Annotated in this window: 17 protein-coding genes and 1 pseudogene; 12 read left to right on the top strand and 6 right to left on the bottom strand. The window is 65.7% G+C overall.

The window, feature by feature from the left end; all coding sequences use genetic code 11:
- Nucleotides 1–129 precede the first annotated feature (129 nt).
- The 3 genes from moaA to J2R76_RS11200 form a co-directional block, all read right to left on the bottom strand.
- Nucleotides 130–1164: a GTP 3',8-cyclase MoaA gene (gene moaA, locus J2R76_RS11210; RefSeq protein WP_253623953.1), complete on the bottom strand. Its 1035-nt coding sequence runs from the start codon at nt 1162–1164 to the stop codon at nt 130–132.
- Nucleotides 1165–1418: 254 nt separating this feature from the next.
- The gene (locus J2R76_RS11205) at nt 1419–1904 is read right to left on the bottom strand and encodes a PEGA domain-containing protein (RefSeq protein WP_076826447.1); all 486 of its coding nucleotides are present in this window, start codon (nt 1902–1904) and stop codon (nt 1419–1421) included.
- A 161-nt stretch (nt 1905–2065) separates the two neighbouring features.
- Nucleotides 2066–2746 (bottom strand): HAD hydrolase-like protein, encoded by a 681-nt coding sequence (locus tag J2R76_RS11200; RefSeq protein ID WP_092084387.1) that lies wholly within the window; start codon nt 2744–2746, stop codon nt 2066–2068.
- A gap of 76 nt (nt 2747–2822) precedes the next feature.
- Between J2R76_RS11200 and J2R76_RS11195 the strand changes: the two genes are divergently transcribed.
- The 6 genes and pseudogenes from J2R76_RS11195 to J2R76_RS11170 all read left to right on the top strand — a co-directional run bounded on the left by J2R76_RS11195 (nt 2823) and on the right by J2R76_RS11170 (nt 7710).
- Nucleotides 2823–3656, top strand: coding sequence for an SDR family NAD(P)-dependent oxidoreductase (locus J2R76_RS11195; protein ID WP_253623952.1), 834 nt, complete (start codon nt 2823–2825; stop codon nt 3654–3656).
- A 108-nt stretch (nt 3657–3764) separates the two neighbouring features.
- The gene (gene rpiA / locus J2R76_RS11190; RefSeq protein ID WP_141340543.1) at nt 3765–4463 is read left to right on the top strand and encodes a ribose-5-phosphate isomerase RpiA; all 699 of its coding nucleotides are present in this window, start codon (nt 3765–3767) and stop codon (nt 4461–4463) included.
- A 23-nt stretch (nt 4464–4486) separates the two neighbouring features.
- Nucleotides 4487–5017, top strand: a complete 531-nt coding sequence (locus tag J2R76_RS11185; protein ID WP_057017260.1) for a DUF2059 domain-containing protein — start codon at nt 4487–4489, stop codon at nt 5015–5017.
- 216 nt (nt 5018–5233) lie between these two features.
- Nucleotides 5234–6619, top strand: coding sequence for a glutathione-disulfide reductase (gene gor, locus J2R76_RS11180; RefSeq protein ID WP_057017261.1), 1386 nt, complete (start codon nt 5234–5236; stop codon nt 6617–6619).
- 475 nt (nt 6620–7094) lie between these two features.
- A complete protein-coding gene (locus tag J2R76_RS11175; protein WP_057017262.1) occupies nt 7095–7304 on the top strand; it encodes a DUF2934 domain-containing protein in 210 nt (69 codons plus the stop codon).
- Between the two features lie 57 nt (nt 7305–7361).
- Nucleotides 7362–7710: pseudogene (locus J2R76_RS11170) on the top strand (cupin domain-containing protein).
- A 178-nt stretch (nt 7711–7888) separates the two neighbouring features.
- Here the strand turns inward: J2R76_RS11170 and J2R76_RS11165 are convergent.
- The gene (locus tag J2R76_RS11165; protein ID WP_253623951.1) at nt 7889–8815 is read right to left on the bottom strand and encodes an alpha/beta fold hydrolase; all 927 of its coding nucleotides are present in this window, start codon (nt 8813–8815) and stop codon (nt 7889–7891) included.
- Nucleotides 8816–8966: 151 nt separating this feature from the next.
- Here J2R76_RS11165 and J2R76_RS11160 point away from each other — a divergent pair, with 151 nt between their 5' ends.
- The 3 genes from J2R76_RS11160 to J2R76_RS11150 all read left to right on the top strand — a co-directional run bounded on the left by J2R76_RS11160 (nt 8967) and on the right by J2R76_RS11150 (nt 12659).
- Entirely contained in the window at nt 8967–10355 is a 1389-nt protein-coding gene (locus J2R76_RS11160; protein ID WP_028334252.1) for a class II 3-deoxy-7-phosphoheptulonate synthase, read from the top strand.
- A gap of 49 nt (nt 10356–10404) precedes the next feature.
- Complete coding sequence (locus J2R76_RS11155) at nt 10405–10758, top strand: diacylglycerol kinase (RefSeq protein WP_028334253.1); 354 nt, start codon at nt 10405–10407, stop codon at nt 10756–10758.
- A 149-nt stretch (nt 10759–10907) separates the two neighbouring features.
- Nucleotides 10908–12659: an NAD+ synthase gene (locus J2R76_RS11150; protein WP_057017264.1), complete on the top strand. Its 1752-nt coding sequence runs from the start codon at nt 10908–10910 to the stop codon at nt 12657–12659.
- Between the two features lie 7 nt (nt 12660–12666).
- Here the strand turns inward: J2R76_RS11150 and J2R76_RS11145 are convergent, their stop codons facing one another.
- Both J2R76_RS11145 and J2R76_RS11140 read right to left on the bottom strand, forming a co-directional pair.
- The gene (locus J2R76_RS11145; protein ID WP_375166488.1) at nt 12667–13833 is read right to left on the bottom strand and encodes a DUF2865 domain-containing protein; all 1167 of its coding nucleotides are present in this window, start codon (nt 13831–13833) and stop codon (nt 12667–12669) included.
- 143 nt (nt 13834–13976) lie between these two features.
- Entirely contained in the window at nt 13977–14300 is a 324-nt protein-coding gene (locus J2R76_RS11140) for a hypothetical protein (protein ID WP_057017266.1), read from the bottom strand.
- Nucleotides 14301–14594: 294 nt separating this feature from the next.
- Here J2R76_RS11140 and cysS point away from each other — a divergent pair, with 294 nt between their 5' ends.
- From cysS to cimA, 3 genes are read left to right on the top strand one after another with little or no spacing between them, the layout of a single operon-like run.
- Complete coding sequence (gene cysS / locus J2R76_RS11135) at nt 14595–16010, top strand: cysteine--tRNA ligase (protein WP_076826460.1); 1416 nt, start codon at nt 14595–14597, stop codon at nt 16008–16010.
- Complete coding sequence (locus J2R76_RS11130; RefSeq protein ID WP_076826462.1) at nt 16007–16513, top strand: GNAT family N-acetyltransferase; 507 nt, start codon at nt 16007–16009, stop codon at nt 16511–16513. The genes cysS and J2R76_RS11130 overlap by 4 nt, the downstream gene beginning before the upstream one ends.
- A complete protein-coding gene (cimA, locus tag J2R76_RS11125) occupies nt 16510–18108 on the top strand; it encodes a citramalate synthase (protein ID WP_076826463.1) in 1599 nt (532 codons plus the stop codon). Before J2R76_RS11130 ends, cimA begins: the two co-directional genes overlap by 4 nt.
- Nucleotides 18109–18196: the final 88 nt, after the last annotated feature.

Here is an 18196-nt window from a genome sequence, read left to right as displayed (position 1 = left end):
AAGCTGATTCACCAAATCAGCGCCATGGAACGCCGTCAATCGGAAAATGGACAAATTGACGCCGCGGCAAACTGTTGTCCCGCCTTGGTAATCGGGGGACAGGCCGCGCGTCGGGAGGGAGCTTGAAGACTAGCCGCCGGTCACGCTCATGTGGCGGCTGACGCTCGGACGGTTGTGGCGGCGGTCGATGATGAAATCGTGCCCCTTCGGCTTCAGTCCGATGGCCCGGTCGATGGCCGCCGCCAGCAAATCGTTGTCGGCGGAGGCACGCAGCGGCCGGCGCAGGTCGGAGGCGTCCTCGTGGCCGAGGCAGGTGTGCAGCGTGCCGGTGCAGGTGATCCGCACCCGGTTGCAGGATTCGCAGAAATTATGGGTCATCGGCGTGATGAAGCCGAGCTTGCCGCCGGTCTCGGCGACCCGGACGTAGCGAGCGGGGCCGCCGGTGTCGTCGGGCAGATCGGTCAGCGTGTAGTGTTTCTCGAGCCGCGCGCGCATCAAGGACAGCGGCACGTACTGATCGATCCGGCCTTCGCCGATGTCGCCCATCGGCATCACCTCGATCAAGGTGAGGCCCATGCCCTTGCCGTGCGCCCATTCCATCAGCGCCGGTATCTCGTCCTCGTTCAGGTTCTTCAGCGCGACCGCGTTGATCTTGACCGCGAGTCCCGCCGACCGCGCCGCCTCGATGCCCGACAGCACCTTGTCGATGTCGCCCCAGCGGGTGATGGCCCGGAATTTTACGGGGTCGAGGGTGTCGAGCGAGACGTTGACGCGGCGCACACCGCAATCGCCCAGCTCCTGGGCGAAGCGCGCCAGCTGCGAACCGTTGGTGGTCAGCGTCAATTCGTCGAGTGCGCCCGTGGTCAGATGCCGCGACAGCGAGCGCACCAGGCCCATCACGTTGCGGCGGACCAGCGGCTCGCCGCCGGTGAGGCGGATCTTGCGCACGCCCTTGGCGACGAACGCCGAGCAGAGCCGGTCGAGCTCTTCCAGCGTCAAGAGATCGGCCTTCGGCAGGAAGGTCATGTCCTCCGACATGCAGTAGAAGCAGCGCAGGTCGCAGCGGTCGGTGACGGAGACGCGCAAATAACGGATGGTCCGGCCGAACGGATCGGTCATCGGACGAAACAGCGTGTCGGAATGTGCTTGCGTGGATCCGTTCATTCAGTTCGGGCCTTGCAATCTGTTTCCTGCCTGCCGCGCCGTGATCGGCTCCGGCATCCGCAATCTATGCATGTTGGCGCGTTGTCACAATGCGTCCCAAGGGATGATCGTATGGATGATCCGCAGCATGCAAAGCGATAGGCGAGGCAGATCGCGCGATGTAGGATCGCAATCGCGGATGTGTCTCGACCAAATACAAAAACCGGCTTTGGGCCGGGCTCTTGTGCAGTGCAAATGCGGTTCGGCCGCCCGCGCTAGCGCGACGGCGCGGCGGCCGGCGCCGGCGCAGCCGCGCTCGGGGCGGGGAACGCGGAGTCCGGAGCGGCGGCAGGCGCCGCAGCGGCAGCCGGTTTCGGCTTCTTCTTCCGTATCGGCTTCTTCGCCGCGCGCGGCGGCGGTCCGGCCGGCTGCAGCTCGGCGAACACCGGACTGGGATCCAGCGTCGTGGTCGCCGGCGTGGTGAAGTCGCCGGGAACGCGGGTCACGGTGACCGGAACGGTCGCCGGCTGGAACTTCGGCATGTTGAAGGTGACGGAGAAGTTGGTCTCCGGCGCCGGGATCGACACGGTGCAGGGCGTCTTGCAGCCCGGTCCGAGCGAGGTCACGGCGTCGGCGCCCGGCGGGTTTGAATCCAGCTGAACCGGCATCGGTGGCGGCGCCGACTTGAACGAATCCAATGAGAAGGAGGAGCAGCCGGCCAGGCTCAGCCCGGCGGCCGCAATCACGATGATACGACGCATGATCCACACTCTACTGCGGCAATCAGCCACAATCCCCGGAGCGGACCATAGGTGCGTCGGAACAGAGGCGCAACAGCGGGGGGCCTGCTCGTTAAAGGATGGTTAATGGTGGAATCGCATGGCTAAATATTGCCAAGCGATATCAGTGTGTTGCGGAAAGTTTATGCCGCGCTCAGGCTGGCGACGGCGTCCGGCAGATCGCGCATATGGCTGATCAGCCGGTCCGGCTTCAGCTCGGTCATCGGAACGTCGGTATAGCCAAAATCGACGCCGATCACCGGGACCTGGGCGCGCCTTGCGACCCCGACATCGGGGCCAGCATCGCCGACCATGATGGCGCCGGGCAGCCGGCCGCCGGCGCGGGCCACCGTCTCGCGCAGGAACGTGGGATCGGGTTTTGCGATGCCGAAGGTATCGGCGCCGCAGATCGCGGCGAAGCGCTTGGTTAGGCCGAGCCGGTCGAGCAGCAGCTTCGACAGCCATTCCAGCTTGTTGGTGCACACCGCAAAGCGATGGCCCTTTGCTTCGAGCCGGTCGAGCGCGGCCTCGAGCCCGTCGAACGGTCGCGAGCCGTCGGCGATATGCTCGGCATAATAGTCGACGAAATCCGCGGTCAAGCGGTCGAGGTCACCGACGCTGACCGCGCGTCCTTCCACCTCGAGCCCGCGTTCGAGCAGCTTGCGCGCGCCGGCGCCGATCATGTTGCGCGCGGCCGCCAGCGGCACCGGCCGCAGGCCCTCGCGGTCGAGCACATGGTTCAGCGCGCCGATCAGATCAGGCGCGGTGTCGACCAGCGTGCCGTCGAGATCGAATACGACGATGGGGGGAGAGGCGGCGGACATGATGCTTTTGGCTATCGGGCCGGGCGCTGCGATGCAAGAGTAGATGTGGGCACGTCATGAGATAGGGGAGGCTGAGATGCGGGAACTTGCCGGAAAAGCCGCTTTCGTCACCGGCGCGGCCAGCGGAATCGGACTGGCGATGGCAACCGCCTTTGCTCGCGAGGGCATGAAGGTGATGCTCGCCGACATTGAAGCCGGTCCGCTGGACGAGGCCGTCGATGCGCTGCGCGCCGGCGGTGCGGATGCTCATGGCGTGGTCTGCGACGTTGCCGATCGCCTAAGCGTCGATCGCGCGGCGGAGGCGTCGTTCCGCGCCTTCGGCAAGGTCCATGTCGTCTGCAACAATGCCGGCGTCGCGGCCGGCGGCGGCATTGACCCGATCTCGGTCGACGACTGGCGCTGGGTGATCGACGTCAACCTGATGGGCGTCGTGCACGGCATCAGGAGCTTCCTGCCGCACATCCGCGGGCACGGCGAGGGTGGCCATATCGTCAATACGGCTTCGATGGCCGGGATGAATGCCGGGCTTGGCTTGAGCCCGTATTCGGCGACCAAGTTCGCCGTCGTCAGCCTGTCCGAAGGGCTCGCCATGCAGCTCAGGCCGCTCGGGATCGGCGTCAGCGTGCTCTGTCCGAGCTTTGTGCGGACCCGGATCGGCGAGAGCGGGCGCAACCGCCCGGAGCAGTACGGCCCGACCCGTCAGTTCGATCCGGCAAGCCCGATGGCCGCTGTCGTCGCCGAGATCGCGCGACGCCTGGAGGCCGGTCTCGATCCGGCGTCGGTTGCAGGACATGTGCTGGCCGCGATCCGCGACGACCAGTTCTACATTTTCACCCACCCCGGGATGCGGGCCGAGGTCGAACAGCGCTTTTCGGCGATTTTGGCCGCGATGGACGCCGTTTCGGCCTAAAGACTGGTCCGCTTGCCGCTATTCCTGCCTGCAAAACGACGCTAGATATGCGCCCGCCGGGCCACCCGATGGCGGCCCGTAACGGACCAACCGAGGGGCTATCGGCACGTGGACATGGACGCACTGAAACGCCAGGCGGCGGCGCGCGCGCTCGAAGAGGTGCGCGACGGCATGAAGCTCGGGCTCGGCACCGGATCGACCGCGAAGCATTTCGTCGAGCTGCTCGGCGAGAAGGTCCGGTCGGGCATGAAGGTGATCGGCGTGCCGACCTCGGAAGCGACCCGCGCGGATGCGATCCGCTGCGGCATTCCGCTGACTACGCTGGACGAGATCGACCATCTCGACCTCACCATCGACGGCGCCGACGAGATCGACCCGGCGCTCAACCTGATCAAGGGCGGCGGCGGGGCGCTGCTGCGCGAGAAGATCGTCGCGGCCGCCAGTGATCGCATGATCGTGATCGCCGACGACAGCAAATGGGTCGACGTGCTCGGCCGCTTTCCGTTGCCGGTCGAGGTGATCCCGTTCGGGCTCGCCGCGACCCAGGCCGCGATGGCGCGGGCGTTTTCAGAGGCTGGCGTATCCGGCGAAATGCTGGTCCGTCAGGGCAAGGACGGTCACGTTTTTGTCACCGATGGCGGCCACTGGATCGTCGATGCCCATCTCGGCCGGATCGGCGATCCGCCGCGTCTTGCCGGTTTGCTCAGCGTGATTCCGGGCGTGGTCGAACACGGCCTGTTCATCGGGCTTGGCAGCGTCGCCGTGCTGGCCGGCGTGCAGGGAATTCGGGTTGTTGAACGGCCATGAGGCCGCAAGCAAGGAGACTTGGAATGAATCGTTTTTCGGGACTTTTGTCGGCTGCGGCCCTGGCGGCTGGACTGGCGCTCGCACCGGCGATGGCGCAGCAGCCGCAGCTGCCTCCCATGCCCCAGGTCAAGCAGTCGACCCCCGCGGCGATTGGGTACGCCAAGGAAATCCTTCAGATGAAGAACGTGCAGGTGATGTATGCCGGCGCCGTTCCTGGAATCATCGAGAAGACCAAGACCGGTCTGCTCCAGCAATACCTCAACTACCAGAAGGACCTCAACGAGGTCGCGCTCGTCATCGCCAAGAACCTGGGTGGCAGTGAGAAGGAAATCGGCGAAGGCATGGCGCAGCTCTACGCCGCCGAGTTCACCGAGCAGGAGCTGAAGGATCTCGTGATCTTCTACAAGACGCCGCTCGGTCAGAAGCTTCTGACCTCTGAGCCCAAGGCAATCAACGATTCGCTGCAATATATGCAGCAGTGGGCGCAGCAGTTTGGCGTGATCGTCAACGCCCAGTTCAAGGCCGAGATGAAGAAGCGCGGCAAGGATATCTAAACGACGCCTCAGCATGACGGGCGTCAAGTTGAGTGCGCCGCACTAATCTACGTCATTGCGAGCGAAGCGAAGCAATCCATTGTCCCACAAGCGGAGAGATGGATTGCTTCGTCGCTATCGCTCCTCGCAATGACGGCGGTGAAAGACTAGATGCCCTCAAGCTGAGGGAAAGCAGTTGATCAAGCCGAATTCCGGCGATTAGAGCTGAGATTTACCATGGCCGAGTTTGACGTCGACCTGTTTGTCATCGGTGGTGGTTCGGGCGGCGTTCGTGCCGCCCGCATCGCCGCGGGTTACGGTGCGAAGGTCATGGTCGCCGAAGAGTACCGGATGGGCGGCACCTGCGTGATCCGCGGCTGCGTGCCGAAGAAGCTGTTCGTGATCGGCAGCCACGTCCACGACGAGATCGAGGACGCGGCCGGCTTCGGCTGGAGCATCGGGCAGGTCTCGTTCGACTGGGCCACTCTCGTCGCCAACAAGGACAAGGAGATCGCCCGGCTCGAGGGCGCCTACACCACCAACGTCGAGAAGTCGGGCGCACGGATCGCGAAGACCCGCGCGGTGCTTGAGGATGCCCACACCATCAGACTCGCCACCGGCGAGAAGGTGACGGCGAAGTACATCCTGATCGCGACCGGCGGCGCGCCCAATCACGGGCCGATCGTGCCCGGCATCGAGCACGTGATCTCCTCCAACGAGGCGTTTCACCTCAAGGAGCTGCCGAAGCGGATCGTGATCCAGGGCGGCGGCTACATCGCGCTGGAATTCGCCGGCATCTTCGCCGGCTTCGGCTCCGACGTCACGGTAATCTATCGCGGCGACAACATCCTGCGCGGCTTCGACGAGGACGTGCGCAAGCATGTCCGCGCCGAGATGGAGAAGCGCGGCATCACCATCATCACCGGCTGCACGGTGGCGAAGGTCGACAAGCACGGCCGTGACTTCACCACGCACCTGTCGAGCGGCTCGAGCATCGCCTCCGACCAGGTGATGTTCGCGATCGGCCGGCATCCCAATGTCGCCAATCTCGGGCTCGAGACCGCCGGCGTCGCCATCAATCCAGCGAATGGCGGCATCCAGGTCGACGGCTGGTCGAAGACCTCGGTCGACAACATCTACGCGGTCGGCGACGTCACCCACCGCACCAATCTGACGCCGGTTGCGATCCGCGAGGGCCATGCCTTCGCCGACACGGTGTTCGGCAAGCGCCCGGTCGAGGTCGACCACGCCACGATCCCGACCGCGGTGTTCTCGCAGCCGGAGGTCGGCACCGTTGGTCTGACGGAAGAGGAGGCGCGGGCGCAGTTCAGCCACGTCGACATCTACAAGACCGATTTCCGCCCGATCAAGGCGACGATGTCCGGCCGCGACACCCGCGTGCTGATGAAGCTCGTGGTCGACGGCGCGAGCGACCGCGTGCTCGGCTGCCACATCGTCGGCGATGGCGCCGCCGAAATCACCCAGGCCGTCGCGATCGCCGTCAAGATGAAGGCGACCAAGGCCGATTTCGACGCCACCATCGCGCTGCATCCGACCGCTTCCGAAGAGCTGGTGACGATGCGGACGCCCACCGCGCGCCACGTGCGCCAGGCGGCGGAATAGCGGTAGCCCGCAGGGGCCGGCGCTGCCGTCCTGGTGTTCTCCTGGCGATGGGGAACGGGGAATGAGCCCTGCCTGACAGCCCAACGCCGCCCGCTTAAAATACATGCGGACGGCGCTGTCTCTAGCCCCAGGAAGGTTGGCAAAATCCTGATGAGTTTTTGTCTGCGGAAGCGGGGCAAAGGTTTCATACCTCGGAAGGGGTAGCGCGCCTCCGCAAGACCGACGCCGACGGCCGCGCTTCGTGCCCGGGAATTAGGGCACCCTTGTTGACATGCACATCCGCCCGGGACTTTTCCTCAGGGTCGCTTCGCGCCCTCAAATCGAACGCGGTTTCCGGCGAATGGTCTGCGCAACGGCGCTTGTGCACAGGCGATGCGCCATCGGCGCGCGGCCGTCTCGCGCACCCTGGAACCTTGCGCTATGCTGTCCGTTCCACTCTCAAACAGTTTGATGTCTCAAATTGAGGGAGCCGCGCATGAGAGGCCCAACCGAGCAGGAGATCCGGACCCGCGCCTACGAATTGTGGAAGGACGCCGGCGAGCCGCCGGGCAAGATGGATCAGCTCTGGTATCAGGCCGAAAAGGAACTGCTGGCGCGGCGGGCCACCAACGGCGAAGCGCCTTGCGACATCAACGGGCACAATGGGCCGAGTACATATCCGGAGAGGCTGAGGGGCGTGCATTGAGTGCGTCGCGCGGCTGAGCTAACGAGTCCGGCAGGCTGGCCCGGACCCGGAGGCATCATGAGCGGCGCGATCGATCTTTCGCAGAAACTGTCGACATTCAGCGATCACTGGTCGCCGCGCACCGTCGCGCAATTCAACGCCTGCGACGTCATGGTGGTGAAGGTGCAGGGCGAGTTCGTCTGAGCACGACGACACCGACGACTTCTTCCTCGTCCTGAAAGGCATCCTCGACATCGAGCTGCGCGACCGCACCGTGACGCTAACGCCCGGCCAGATGTACATCGTGCCGAAAGGCGTCGAGCATCGGCCTGTCGCAAGGGAAGAGGTGCATCTGCTGCTGATCGAACCGACCGGGACGCCGAACACGGGTGACGCTGCGACGGCTGCGCCGCGGAAGGTGGTGTGAGGCTGGCAGGGTGGGCGGAGCGAAGCGATACCCATCATCTTGACCGCGAATCCGGGTTGAAGAGCAAAGCTCGCGCGATTCATGTCGCGAGAATGCGAAATTATGATTCACCAGCGGCGCAATATAATGCGGCGTCGTCCCTGCGAAAGCGCAGGGACGACGCCGGAGAGTGCCGCGTCTATCCCTCCGCCTCAATCCACTCCGCGGCACCGCGCCACAGCGCGTCGCGGTGGTCGCTGCGGAAGAAGCCGAGATGGCCGATCGCTTTTGCGCCGGCGTCGGCGGGACGGATCGAGATGATCTCCGGCGTGATCGACGTGAAGGCGGAGCACAGCAATTCGACCGCCGGCCGCGTTGCCCAGGTGTCGTCGGTCATGACAAGCGCGCGGAGCTTGCCCTTGAACTTCGGAAAATTCTCGCGCGCTGTCAGCGTGGCATCATCGAGCAGATAGCGCTCCCGCATCACCCAGTTCCGCCATTGCTCGAACGCGCCCCTCGGCAGGTCCATGCCGAGGCCGGCCCAGGCGGGGAGGTAACCGAGCGTGCGCGCCAGCGGCAGGCCGACGCCGGTCATGAAGGCGACGACGCGGTAGCGCTCGGGCGAGGCCATCAGCTTCCAATAGGCAGCCTGCGATGCGATCAGGAGCGCGCGCGGGATCTCGGCATTGTTGGCAAGCAGCCCGAGCGCCTGGCCGCCGAAGGAGTGGCCGACATAGGCGAAGGGGAGGCTGCGATAGCGCTCGCGCATCCAGCTCACCGCCGCGGTGGCGTCGAGCGCAGCCCAGTCCGCCATCGTGGCCTTGAAGCCGGCCAGTGATTTCGGCTTGTTGAGGCCGGTCGCCGCCATCGGCCGGCTACCGCCGGTGCCGCGGTAGTCGTAGGTCAGTACCGCGGCGCCGCGGCGGGCGAGGTAGCCGGCGAAGCCGCGATAGACCTTGCGGGGCACGGCAGTCGCCGAATTGATCAGCACGGCCTGACGCCGCGTGCCGCGCGGCAGGAACAGCGTCGCGGCGAGCGGATAGCCGTCCGCGGCCGGCACGACGATGTCGTCGCTAAAAACGTCGTCCAGCGCGGCGGAGGCCACGGCGATTTCCCCGGCATTCATGCTATGCTCTACCAAATGCGAATTCGGATTTCCCTGCAAGGGTTTGACCAGATTGCAGGAATCCTTCTAGCGGGAAAGCGGGGCCCTGTGTATAAGCCGGGCTTTCGTCATGCCGTGATTAAGTTGCGGTTTTTGCTCAGGAGTTGACCTCATGTCCGAGCGGTGGACACCCGATAGCTGGCGCGCCAAGAAGGTGCTGCAGGTGCCCGATTATCCCGATGCCAAGGCATTGGCCGATGTCGAGGCCCAGCTGGCGACTTTTCCGCCGCTGGTGTTCGCGGGCGAGGCGCGCAGCCTGAAGAAGGCGCTGGGGCGGGTCGCCGCCGGCGAGGCCTTCCTGCTGCAGGGCGGCGACTGCGCCGAGAGCTTTGCCGAGCACGGCGCCAACAACATCCGCGACTTCTTCCGCGTCCTGTTGCAGATGGCGGTCGTGCTGACCTATGCCGGCGCGCTGCCGGTGGTGAAGGTCGGCCGGATCGCCGGCCAGTTCGCCAAGCCGCGCTCGTCGCCGACCGAGAAGCAGGGCGACGTCGAGCTGCCGAGCTATCGCGGCGACATCGTCAACGACATCGCCTTCACCCCGGAAGCGCGCATTCCCGATCCGCAGCGCCAGCTGATGGCTTATCGGCAATCCGCCGCGACGCTGAACCTGCTGCGCGCGTTCGCCACCGGTGGTTTCGCCAATCTCGGCAGCGTGCATCAGTGGATGCTCGGCTTCCTGAAGGATTCGCCGCAATCACGCCGCTACAAGGAGCTGGCCGACCGTATCTCGGATGCGCTGAACTTCATGCGCGCCTGCGGCCTCGACCTCGAGAGCCATCCCGAGCTGCGCGCCACCGATTTCTACACCAGCCACGAGGCGCTGCTGCTCGGCTACGAGCAGGCGATGACGCGGGTCGATTCCACCACCGGCGACTGGTACGCGACCTCCGGCCACATGATCTGGATCGGCGACCGAACCCGTCAGCTCGATCACGGCCATGTCGAATATTTCCGCGGCATCAAGAACCCGATCGGCCTGAAATGCGGCCCGTCGCTGAAGCCGGACGAACTGTTGAAGCTGATCGACATCCTCAATCCCGACGATGAGCCGGGGCGCCTGACCCTGATCAACCGGTTCGGCGCCGACAAGGTCGGCGACCATCTGCCAGGCCTGATCCGCGCCGTGCAGCGGGAAGGGCGCAAGGTGGTGTGGTCGTGCGATCCGATGCACGGCAACACCATCACCTCGACCTCGGGCTACAAGACGCGGCCGTTCGATCGCGTGCTGTCGGAGGTGAGGTCGTTCTTCCAGATCCACGCTGCCGAAGGCACCCATGCCGGCGGCGTGCACCTGGAGATGACCGGACAGGACGTCACCGAATGCATCGGCGGCGCGCGCGCCATCACCGATGAGGACCTCAACGACCGCTACCACACGGTCTGCGATCCCCGTCTTAATGCCGAACAGTCGATCGACATGGCCTTCCTGATCGCCGAACTCCTGAAGCAGGAGCGCGCCGGCAAGGTCAAGCCGATGCCGGCCGCTGCGGGGTTGTGATTGGGGCTGTGGCTTGGGCAGGCAGTGACTTGGACTTGGGGGCCGTGACTTGCTGAGGTTCTGGCGAGCCACCATCAACTCGCGCAACGGGCTGGCATTCGCCATTCGCTCGGAGCAGGCGATTCGCGAGGAGGTGGTGGCGCTGGCGCTGTCGCTGCCGCTGGCCTGGCTGGTCGGCGCCACCGTGATGCGCCGGGTCGAATTGGTTGCGACCGTGGTGCTGGTGCTCGTCATCGAGCTGCTCAACACCGCGATCGAGAAGCTAGCCGATCGCCTGACCATGGATCACGATCCGCAGATCGGGCGGGTCAAGGACATGGGCTCGGCCGCGGTCGGCGTCGCGCTCGTCATGGCCGGGCTGTTCTGGCTGTTCGCCCTCGCCGAACGCATGGGCGCGTTCTGATTCCCGAGCATGATCCGGAAACGTGGGAACCGGTTTTCCGATCAGATCATGCTCAAAAGAAGCTCCCGCCGGTCATGGCGCGATTTCTGCAATCGCACCATGACTGGAAGATGATTGAAGTTTGCTGTTGTGCAGGACAACTTAAGCGTATGAGCGAACAACAGATCAAGATTACCCTGGCGCAACTCAATCCGACGGTCGGTGACGTCACCGGCAACGCCGCGAGGGCGCGCGCCGCGCGCGAGAAAGCCAAGGCCGACGGCGCCGACCTCGTGGTGCTGTCGGAACTGTTCATCGCCGGCTACCCGCCGGAGGATCTGGTGCTCAAGCCGGCGTTCCAGTCGGCCTGCCGCGCCGCGATCGAGGAACTGGCGCGCGAGACCAGGGATGGTGGCCCAGCGATGCTGATCGGCACGCCGTGGGTCGAGGACGGCAAGCTCTACAATGCCTGCGCGCTGCTCGACGGCGGCCGCATCGCCGCGCTGCGCTTCAAGGCCAATCTGCCGAATTACGGCGTGTTCGACGAGAAGCGGCTGTTCGCGCGCGGCCCGGCGCCGGGCCCGGTGACGGTGCGCGGCGTGCGTATCGGCGTGCCGATCTGCGAGGACATCTGGCTCGAGGAGTCCGAAGAATACGAGAACGTCGTCGAATGTCTCGCCGAGACCGGCGCCGAGATTCTCGTGGTGCCGAACGGCTCGCCCTATGCCCGCGACAAGGCCGACCTCAGGCTGTCGATCGTCGTCGCGCGCGTCACTGAGAGCGGGCTGCCGCTGGTCTATCTCAACGAGGTCGGCGGCCAGGACGAGCTGATCTTCGACGGCGCCTCGTTCGCGCTGAATGCCGATCTTTCCGTCGCGGCGCAGCTTCCGGCGTTCGAGGAGAACATCACGACGCTGACCTGGCGCAAGACCGCCGACGGCTGGCGCTGCAACGGGCCGATCACGGCGCAGCTCGAGGGCGACAAGGCCGATTACGCGGCCTGCGTGCTCGGTCTGCGCGACTATGTCCGCAAGAACGGTTTTCCCGGCGTGCTGCTCGGCGTCTCCGGCGGCATCGACTCGGCGCTGTGCGCGGCGATCGCGGTCGATGCGCTCGGCGCCGACAAGGTGCGCGGCGTGATGCTGCCGTTCCGCTACACCGCGCAGGTGTCGCTCGACGATGCCGCCAAGCTCGCCGCGGCGCTCGGCATCCGCTACGAGATCCTGCCGATCGCCGATGCCGTGAACGGCTTCGAGACGATTCTGGCGCCGGTGTTCAAGGGGCTGGACCGCGACATCACCGAGGAGAATTTGCAGGCGCGCGCCCGCGGCACGCTGTTGATGGCGATCTCCAACAAGACCGGCGCCATGGTGGTGACCACCGGCAACAAGTCGGAGATGTCGGTCGGCTACGCCACGCTGTACGGCGACATGAACGGCGGCTTCAATCCGATCAAGGACATCTACAAGACCGAGGTGTTTCGCCTGTCGAGCCTGCGCAATGGCTGGAAGCCGGACGGCGCGCTCGGGCCGTCGGGCGAGGTGATCCCGGTCAACATCATCATCCGGCCGCCGACCGCCGAGTTGCGCGAGAACCAGACCGACCAGGATTCGCTGCCGCCCTACGACGTGCTGGACGCGATCCTCGAGCGGCTGGTGGAGCGCGAGGAGCCGCTGGCGACCATCATCGAAGCCGGCTTCGACCGCGACGTGGTGGCCCGGGTCGATCGCCTGCTCAACATCGCCGAATACAAGCGGCGGCAGGCTGCGCCGGGGGTGAAGGTGACGCGGAAGAACTTCGGCCGCGACCGCCGCTATCCCATCACCAACCGCTTCCGCGATTTCGGCAAGGCGCTGCCGGCGCCCGACGAGACGCTGGTGGCGCGCACCTCGCGCGCGTCGGCGGAAGCGTTCGAGGGCTGAACTCTTCTTACCGCTTGGGAATGAAGGTCGGGCCGACCGTGCGGATCTGGCCGTCGCTCGCCGGCGCGGCCGGTGCCGCGGCGTCAGCGGCGGCGGGCTGCTGTTGAGCTGCGGCTGCGGGCGCGCCCTTCTTGCCGGCGGCGGCCTTGGTCTGGGCGCGCTGCTGCATCTTCCGCGCGCTCTCCTCGGTGACGATGATGTCGCCCTGCTGCTCGGCGGACGCCTTGTCGTCGACCGCCTTCAGCGCTTCGGCCCAGCTCTGGCCGGCCGGCTTGCAGGAGCAGGACGGATTGAACTCGGTGCGGTACTTGAAGGCGTTCGGCAGCGACGAGTAGGACACGCCGCTGATCGAGACCGCCTGGTTGATGTCCTCGCCGGGATTTCGGTAGGTGAACAGGCTGGCATCCGCGGCAGGGCACTGCGCCTTGCAGATCTGCTCGTCGGCGGCGAAGCGCGCCTGCACGGTCGCGAACGAGATCGGGAAATAGGCGCCGTCGCAGGTGCGGACGCAGACGGTGCGGAAGGTCCCGGACTGGGCGCCATACTGCGCATCGGGCGGGGGCAGCGGATTGTTGGGACTGCCGCCGCCACCGCCGCCGAACAGGTTCTCGAGGAAGTTGCCGGGGCCACGCGCGGCCGCGGCATATTGCGGGCCGCAATTATTCTGCGCCAGCGCGGTCAGGACCGAGCGGCGCTGGTTCTCGCGGTCGGCGCCGCCGAGCCCGCCGGAGCGCAGCCGCTCGAGATTGGCGGTGATCTGGTCGAGATTGGCGCGCATCTGCTGGATCTGGGTGTTGACCGGACCGCACTGCGCTGAATTGTTGTTGAAGAGCGAGAAGAATCCGGAGCTGTCGCAGCCCATGCGCCGGGCCTGCGCCGTCACGCGATCGAGCTCGCCCTGCTGGCGGGTTGCCGCGTCCTGATAGCGGCGGATCTGCTCGTCCTTGGCCGGGTCGCCGGAGCCGCCGCCGCGGTCGATCGCCGCCAGCTGGCCTTCGAGCCGGCCGCACATCGGATTGGCCTGCGGATTGGGCTGTGGCGCGCCTTGCGGAGCCGGACCGGGCGGGCCGGGCGGCACTTGCGCCAGGGCATGCGTGGCGGGCAGGGACATGCCGGCCAGCACGGCGCAACTCAGAAACCAGCGGGAGAAGCGAGAACGGGAGCTATTGGGCATATCCGGCCATTAAAACGACGCCGCGCGGCGATCAACGCCAAAGCGCGCGGGCAAGGCCGCTGCAATAGCCGTTTCTCGGGGCAGCGTCACGTCGTTTCCGGGGCGCCGGTGTGGCAATAACCCCGTCTGGCCAGCGGCTTGGCTCAGCGCTGGCAGGTGATGGCGACGAATTCACCACAGCTGTTGCCGTTGCATTTTTCATTCGCAGCGTGCGGAACCGCACCGGTGATCTCGTCGGGATCGACGCGGCGGTAATTGGTGGCCTGCGCAAAATCGCGTGACCGGCAATAGGCGCGGGCGGCGGAGGCACCGCAGCGATCGCCGCGGGCGAGGCACTGGTCGATGCCGTAGCCGTCGGCCTGGTTGGCGACGATGAAGACGCGGCTGTCGGCCAGCGCGGCCGAGGAAACAAGGAAGGACGGAGCAACAAAGAGCGTGCAGGCAATCAATGCTGAAACAGGCCGCATGGTGCACCAGTGAAAATGGCGGGGAATCCGCAAGCGACCGGATACGCCCAAATCCTTAATAATGATTAACCATGAGGGCGTTGACGTGATTTCGGTGCGGAGCGGGTGGCTAACCGCCCGAAAACAGCCCCTTGACGCAATAATGGGGCCGTGAGACATGGTGGAACCATGAACGGCCACCTCGCCATCTGCAGCATTTGCCGCGAGATTATGAGCTAGCGATTCGCTGGCTGAGGCCGTCTTTTCTCAACACATGAGAGCATTGGACCGCCCGGCCGCAAGGGAACGGTTTCCATGGATTTGCGCCTCTACGATACGCTGACCCGGGAGAAGCGGCCGTTTGTGCCGCTCGATGCCGACAACGTCCGCATGTATGCCTGCGGACCGACGGTCTACGACTTCGCCCATATCGGCAACGGCCGCGCCGCCATCGTTTTCGACGTGCTGTTTCGCGTGCTGCGCCATCGCTATGGCGCCGATCACGTGACCTATGTCCGCAACGTCACCGACGTCGACGACAAGATCAACGTCCGCGCCGCGCGGGATTATCCCGGCGTGCCGCTGAACGAGGCGATCCGCAAGGTCACCGAGCAGACCTATCAGCAGTATCAGGACGACGTCACGGCGCTCGGCTGCTTGCCGCCGACCGTGCAGCCGCGCGCGACCGAGCACATCCCGGAGATGCGCGCCATCATCGAGAAGCTGGTTGCCGGCGGCTTTGCCTATGTCGCCGAGGATCACGTGCTGTTCTCGCCGCAGGCGATGAACGCGGCCAATTCGATGTTGCCGCGTTACGGCGCGCTGTCGAAGCGTTCGCTCGACGAGATGATCGCCGGCGCCCGCGTCGATGTCGCGCCCTACAAGCGCGACAACACCGATTTCGTGCTGTGGAAGCCGTCGAAGCCGGGCGAGCCGTCATGGCCGTCGCCCGCAGGCATCAAGGTCGAGGGCCGCCCCGGCTGGCACATCGAGTGCTCGGCAATGGCCTGGAAGCATCTCGGCGAGAAGTTCGACATTCATGGCGGCGGCATCGACCTGGTGTTCCCGCACCATGAGAACGAGCTCGCCCAGACCTGCTGCGCGTTCCACTCCGACCGCATGGCCAATGTCTGGATGCACAACGGTTTCCTGCAGATCGAAAGCGAGAAGATGTCGAAGTCGCTCGGCAACTTCTTCACGATCCGCGATCTGTTGGCCGATTGGCCCGGCGAGGTGCTGCGGCTTGCCATGCTGAAGACGCATTATCGTTCGCCGCTCGACTGGACCGCCAAGGCCACCGAGGAGGCCGCGAAGACACTCGACGACTGGTACGCGGTCGCGGCCGACGCCGATCCCGGCGCGCCGTCGCCGGCGATGGTCGAGGCGCTCTACGACGACCTCAATACGGCGCAGGCGATGGCCGTGCTGCACGGCCTGCGCGGTGCAGCGTCGAGCAGCGAACAGAGCCGCAGGGAGTTTGCCGGCTCGCTCCGGCTGCTCGGCTTCCTGTCGGAGAGCGCGGCCGCGTGGGAGGCACACAAGCAGCAGGCGAGCGGTGTCGATGCCGCCGCGGTGGAAGCACTGATCACCGAGCGCACCGCGGCGCGGGCCCGCAAGGACTTCAAGGAGTCGGATCGGATCCGCGATCAGCTCGCCGCGATGGGCGTGGCGATCAAGGACGGAAAGGATGCCGAAGGAAAGCCGATCACCACCTGGGAGGTCGCGCGATGAGCCGCTCCGCGCCCGCCTTGCGCCCGTATCTGCCCGACGACGGGCCGCTGCTGGCGACGATCTTCGCGGCCTCGATCATGGACCTGACCGGCGACGACTACAGCGAGGCGCAGCAGGAAGCCTGGGCGATGGCCGCCGACGACGAGGCGGCCTTCGGCAAGAAGCTCGCCGGCCAGCTCACGCTGATCGCGACCTTGCAGGGCGCCCCGGTCGGTTTCGCCTCGCTGAAGGGCGCCGATCTCATCGACATGCTCTATGTGCATCCGAGCGCGGTCGGGCAGGGTGTCGCCAGCGCGCTGTGCGATGCGCTGGAGAAAATCGCGAGCGCCCGCGGCACCAAGACCCTGAAGGTCGATGCCAGCGACACCGCGCTGGAATTCTTCCGCAAGCGCGGCTACGTCGCCCAGCAGCGCAACTCGGTCACTATCAACGACGAGTGGCTCGCCAACACCACGATGCAGAAGCAGCTCGATGGTGTCGCGACCCCGGGAGGCCACGCGTGAGCCGCGAGCGCCTCTATCTGTTCGACACCACGCTGCGCGACGGCGCGCAGACCAATGGCGTCGACTTCACCCTGCAGGACAAGCAGGTGATATCAGGCATGCTCGACGCGCTCGGCATCGACTATGTCGAGGGCGGCTATCCCGGCGCCAATCCGACCGACACCGAGTTCTTCAGCAAGAAGCCTGCGTTCGACCACGCACGCTTCACCGCCTTCGGCATGACGCGGCGGCCGGGCCGCTCGGCGTCGAACGATCCCGGGCTTGCCGGCATCCTCGAGGCCAAGGCGGACGCGATCTGCTTCGTCGCGAAATCCTCCGCCTACCAGGTCCGCGTCGCGCTCGAGACCACGAATGAGGAGAACCTCGCCTCGATCCGCGACAGCGTCGCTGCCGCGAAGGCGCTCGGCCGCGAGGTGATGGTCGACTGCGAGCATTTCTTCGACGGCTACAAGGAGAACCGCGACTACGCGCTCGCCTGCGCCAAGGCGGCCTATCAGGCCGGCGCCCGCTGGGTGGTGCTGTGCGACACCAATGGCGGCACCATGCCGCATGAGATCGAGACCATCGTCGGCGAAGTCATCAAGCAGGTGCCCGGCGCCCATCTCGGCATCCACGCCCATAACGACACCGAGCAGGCGGTGGCGAATTCGCTCGCCGCGGTGCGGGCCGGCGCGCGGCAGATCCAGGGCACGCTCAACGGCCTCGGCGAGCGCTGCGGCAACGCCAACCTCTGCTCACTGATCCCGACCTTGAAGCTGAAGCAGGAGTTTGCCGACAAGTTCGAGATCGGCGTCACCACGGAGAAGCTGGCGACGCTGATGAAGGTGTCGCGCACGCTCGACGACATGCTGAACCGCGCGCCCAACCGCCATGCGGCCTATGTCGGCGAAAGCGCATTCGTCACCAAGACCGGCATCCATGCCTCGGCTGTCATGAAGGATCCGCAGACCTATGAGCACGTGCTGCCGGATTCCGTCGGCAATCACCGCAAGGTGCTGGTGTCCGATCAGGCCGGCCGCTCCAACGTGATGGCCGAGCTCGACCGTGCCGGCATCGCCTATGACAAGAGCGATCCGCGGCTGATGCGGCTGGTCGAGGAATTGAAGGAGCGCGAGGCCGCGGGCTTTGCCTATGAATCGGCGAACGCCTCCTTCGACCTGCTGGCGCGCCGCACGCTCGGCAAGGTGCCGGAATATTTCAAGGTCGAGCAGTTCGACGTCAATGTCGAACAGCGCTACAACGCCAACGGCCAGCGCGTCACCGTGGCGCTCGCGGTGGTGAAGGTCGATGTCGACGGCGAGCGGCTGATCTCGGCCGCCGAAGGCAACGGCCCGGTCAACGCGCTCGACGTCGCGCTGCGCAAGGACCTCGGCAAGTACCAGAAATATATCGATGGCCTGAAGCTGATCGACTACCGCGTGCGTATCCTCAATGGTGGCACCGAGGCGGTCACGCGCGTCTTGATCGAGAGCGAGGACGAGACCGGCGAGAGCTGGACCACGGTCGGCGTCTCGCCCAACATCATCGACGCCTCGTTCCAGGCGCTGATGGATTCGGTGTTCTACAAGCTGGTGAAGTCGGGCGCGCAGGCGTGAGTGATTGAGCCGTCATTCCGGGGCGATGCGAAACAGCGAACCCGGAATCTCGAGATTCCGGGTCTGGTCCTTCGGACCATCCCGGAAT

It is taken from the genome of Bradyrhizobium sp. USDA 4532, assembly GCF_024171315.1.
GTDB classification, from domain to species: domain Bacteria; phylum Pseudomonadota; class Alphaproteobacteria; order Rhizobiales; family Xanthobacteraceae; genus Bradyrhizobium; species Bradyrhizobium australafricanum.
This window is presented reverse-complemented; position numbering and strand designations above follow the sequence as displayed.

Excerpts from the sequence above, each read along its gene's own strand:
- J2R76_RS11165 (WP_253623951.1), bottom strand. The coding sequence starts at position 8,815 with ATGAATGCCGGGGAAATCGCCGTGGCCTCCGCCGCGCTGGACGACGTT.
- J2R76_RS11140 (WP_057017266.1), bottom strand. The coding sequence starts at position 14,300 with ATGCGGCCTGTTTCAGCATTGATTGCCTGCACGCTCTTTGTTGCTCCG.
- J2R76_RS11185 (WP_057017260.1), top strand. The coding sequence starts at position 4,487 with ATGAATCGTTTTTCGGGACTTTTGTCGGCTGCGGCCCTGGCGGCTGGA.
- J2R76_RS11130 (WP_076826462.1), top strand. The coding sequence starts at position 16,007 with ATGAGCCGCTCCGCGCCCGCCTTGCGCCCGTATCTGCCCGACGACGGG.
- cysS (WP_076826460.1), top strand. The coding sequence starts at position 14,595 with ATGGATTTGCGCCTCTACGATACGCTGACCCGGGAGAAGCGGCCGTTT.
- gor (WP_057017261.1), top strand. The coding sequence starts at position 5,234 with ATGGCCGAGTTTGACGTCGACCTGTTTGTCATCGGTGGTGGTTCGGGC.
- J2R76_RS11195 (WP_253623952.1), top strand. The coding sequence starts at position 2,823 with ATGCGGGAACTTGCCGGAAAAGCCGCTTTCGTCACCGGCGCGGCCAGC.
- J2R76_RS11160 (WP_028334252.1), top strand. The coding sequence starts at position 8,967 with ATGTCCGAGCGGTGGACACCCGATAGCTGGCGCGCCAAGAAGGTGCTG.
- J2R76_RS11205 (WP_076826447.1), bottom strand. The coding sequence starts at position 1,904 with ATGCGTCGTATCATCGTGATTGCGGCCGCCGGGCTGAGCCTGGCCGGC.
- J2R76_RS11175 (WP_057017262.1), top strand. The coding sequence starts at position 7,095 with ATGAGAGGCCCAACCGAGCAGGAGATCCGGACCCGCGCCTACGAATTG.
- J2R76_RS11200 (WP_092084387.1), bottom strand. The coding sequence starts at position 2,746 with ATGTCCGCCGCCTCTCCCCCCATCGTCGTATTCGATCTCGACGGCACG.
- J2R76_RS11145 (WP_375166488.1), bottom strand. The coding sequence starts at position 13,833 with ATGCCCAATAGCTCCCGTTCTCGCTTCTCCCGCTGGTTTCTGAGTTGC.
- J2R76_RS11150 (WP_057017264.1), top strand. The coding sequence starts at position 10,908 with ATGAGCGAACAACAGATCAAGATTACCCTGGCGCAACTCAATCCGACG.
- moaA (WP_253623953.1), bottom strand. The coding sequence starts at position 1,164 with ATGAACGGATCCACGCAAGCACATTCCGACACGCTGTTTCGTCCGATG.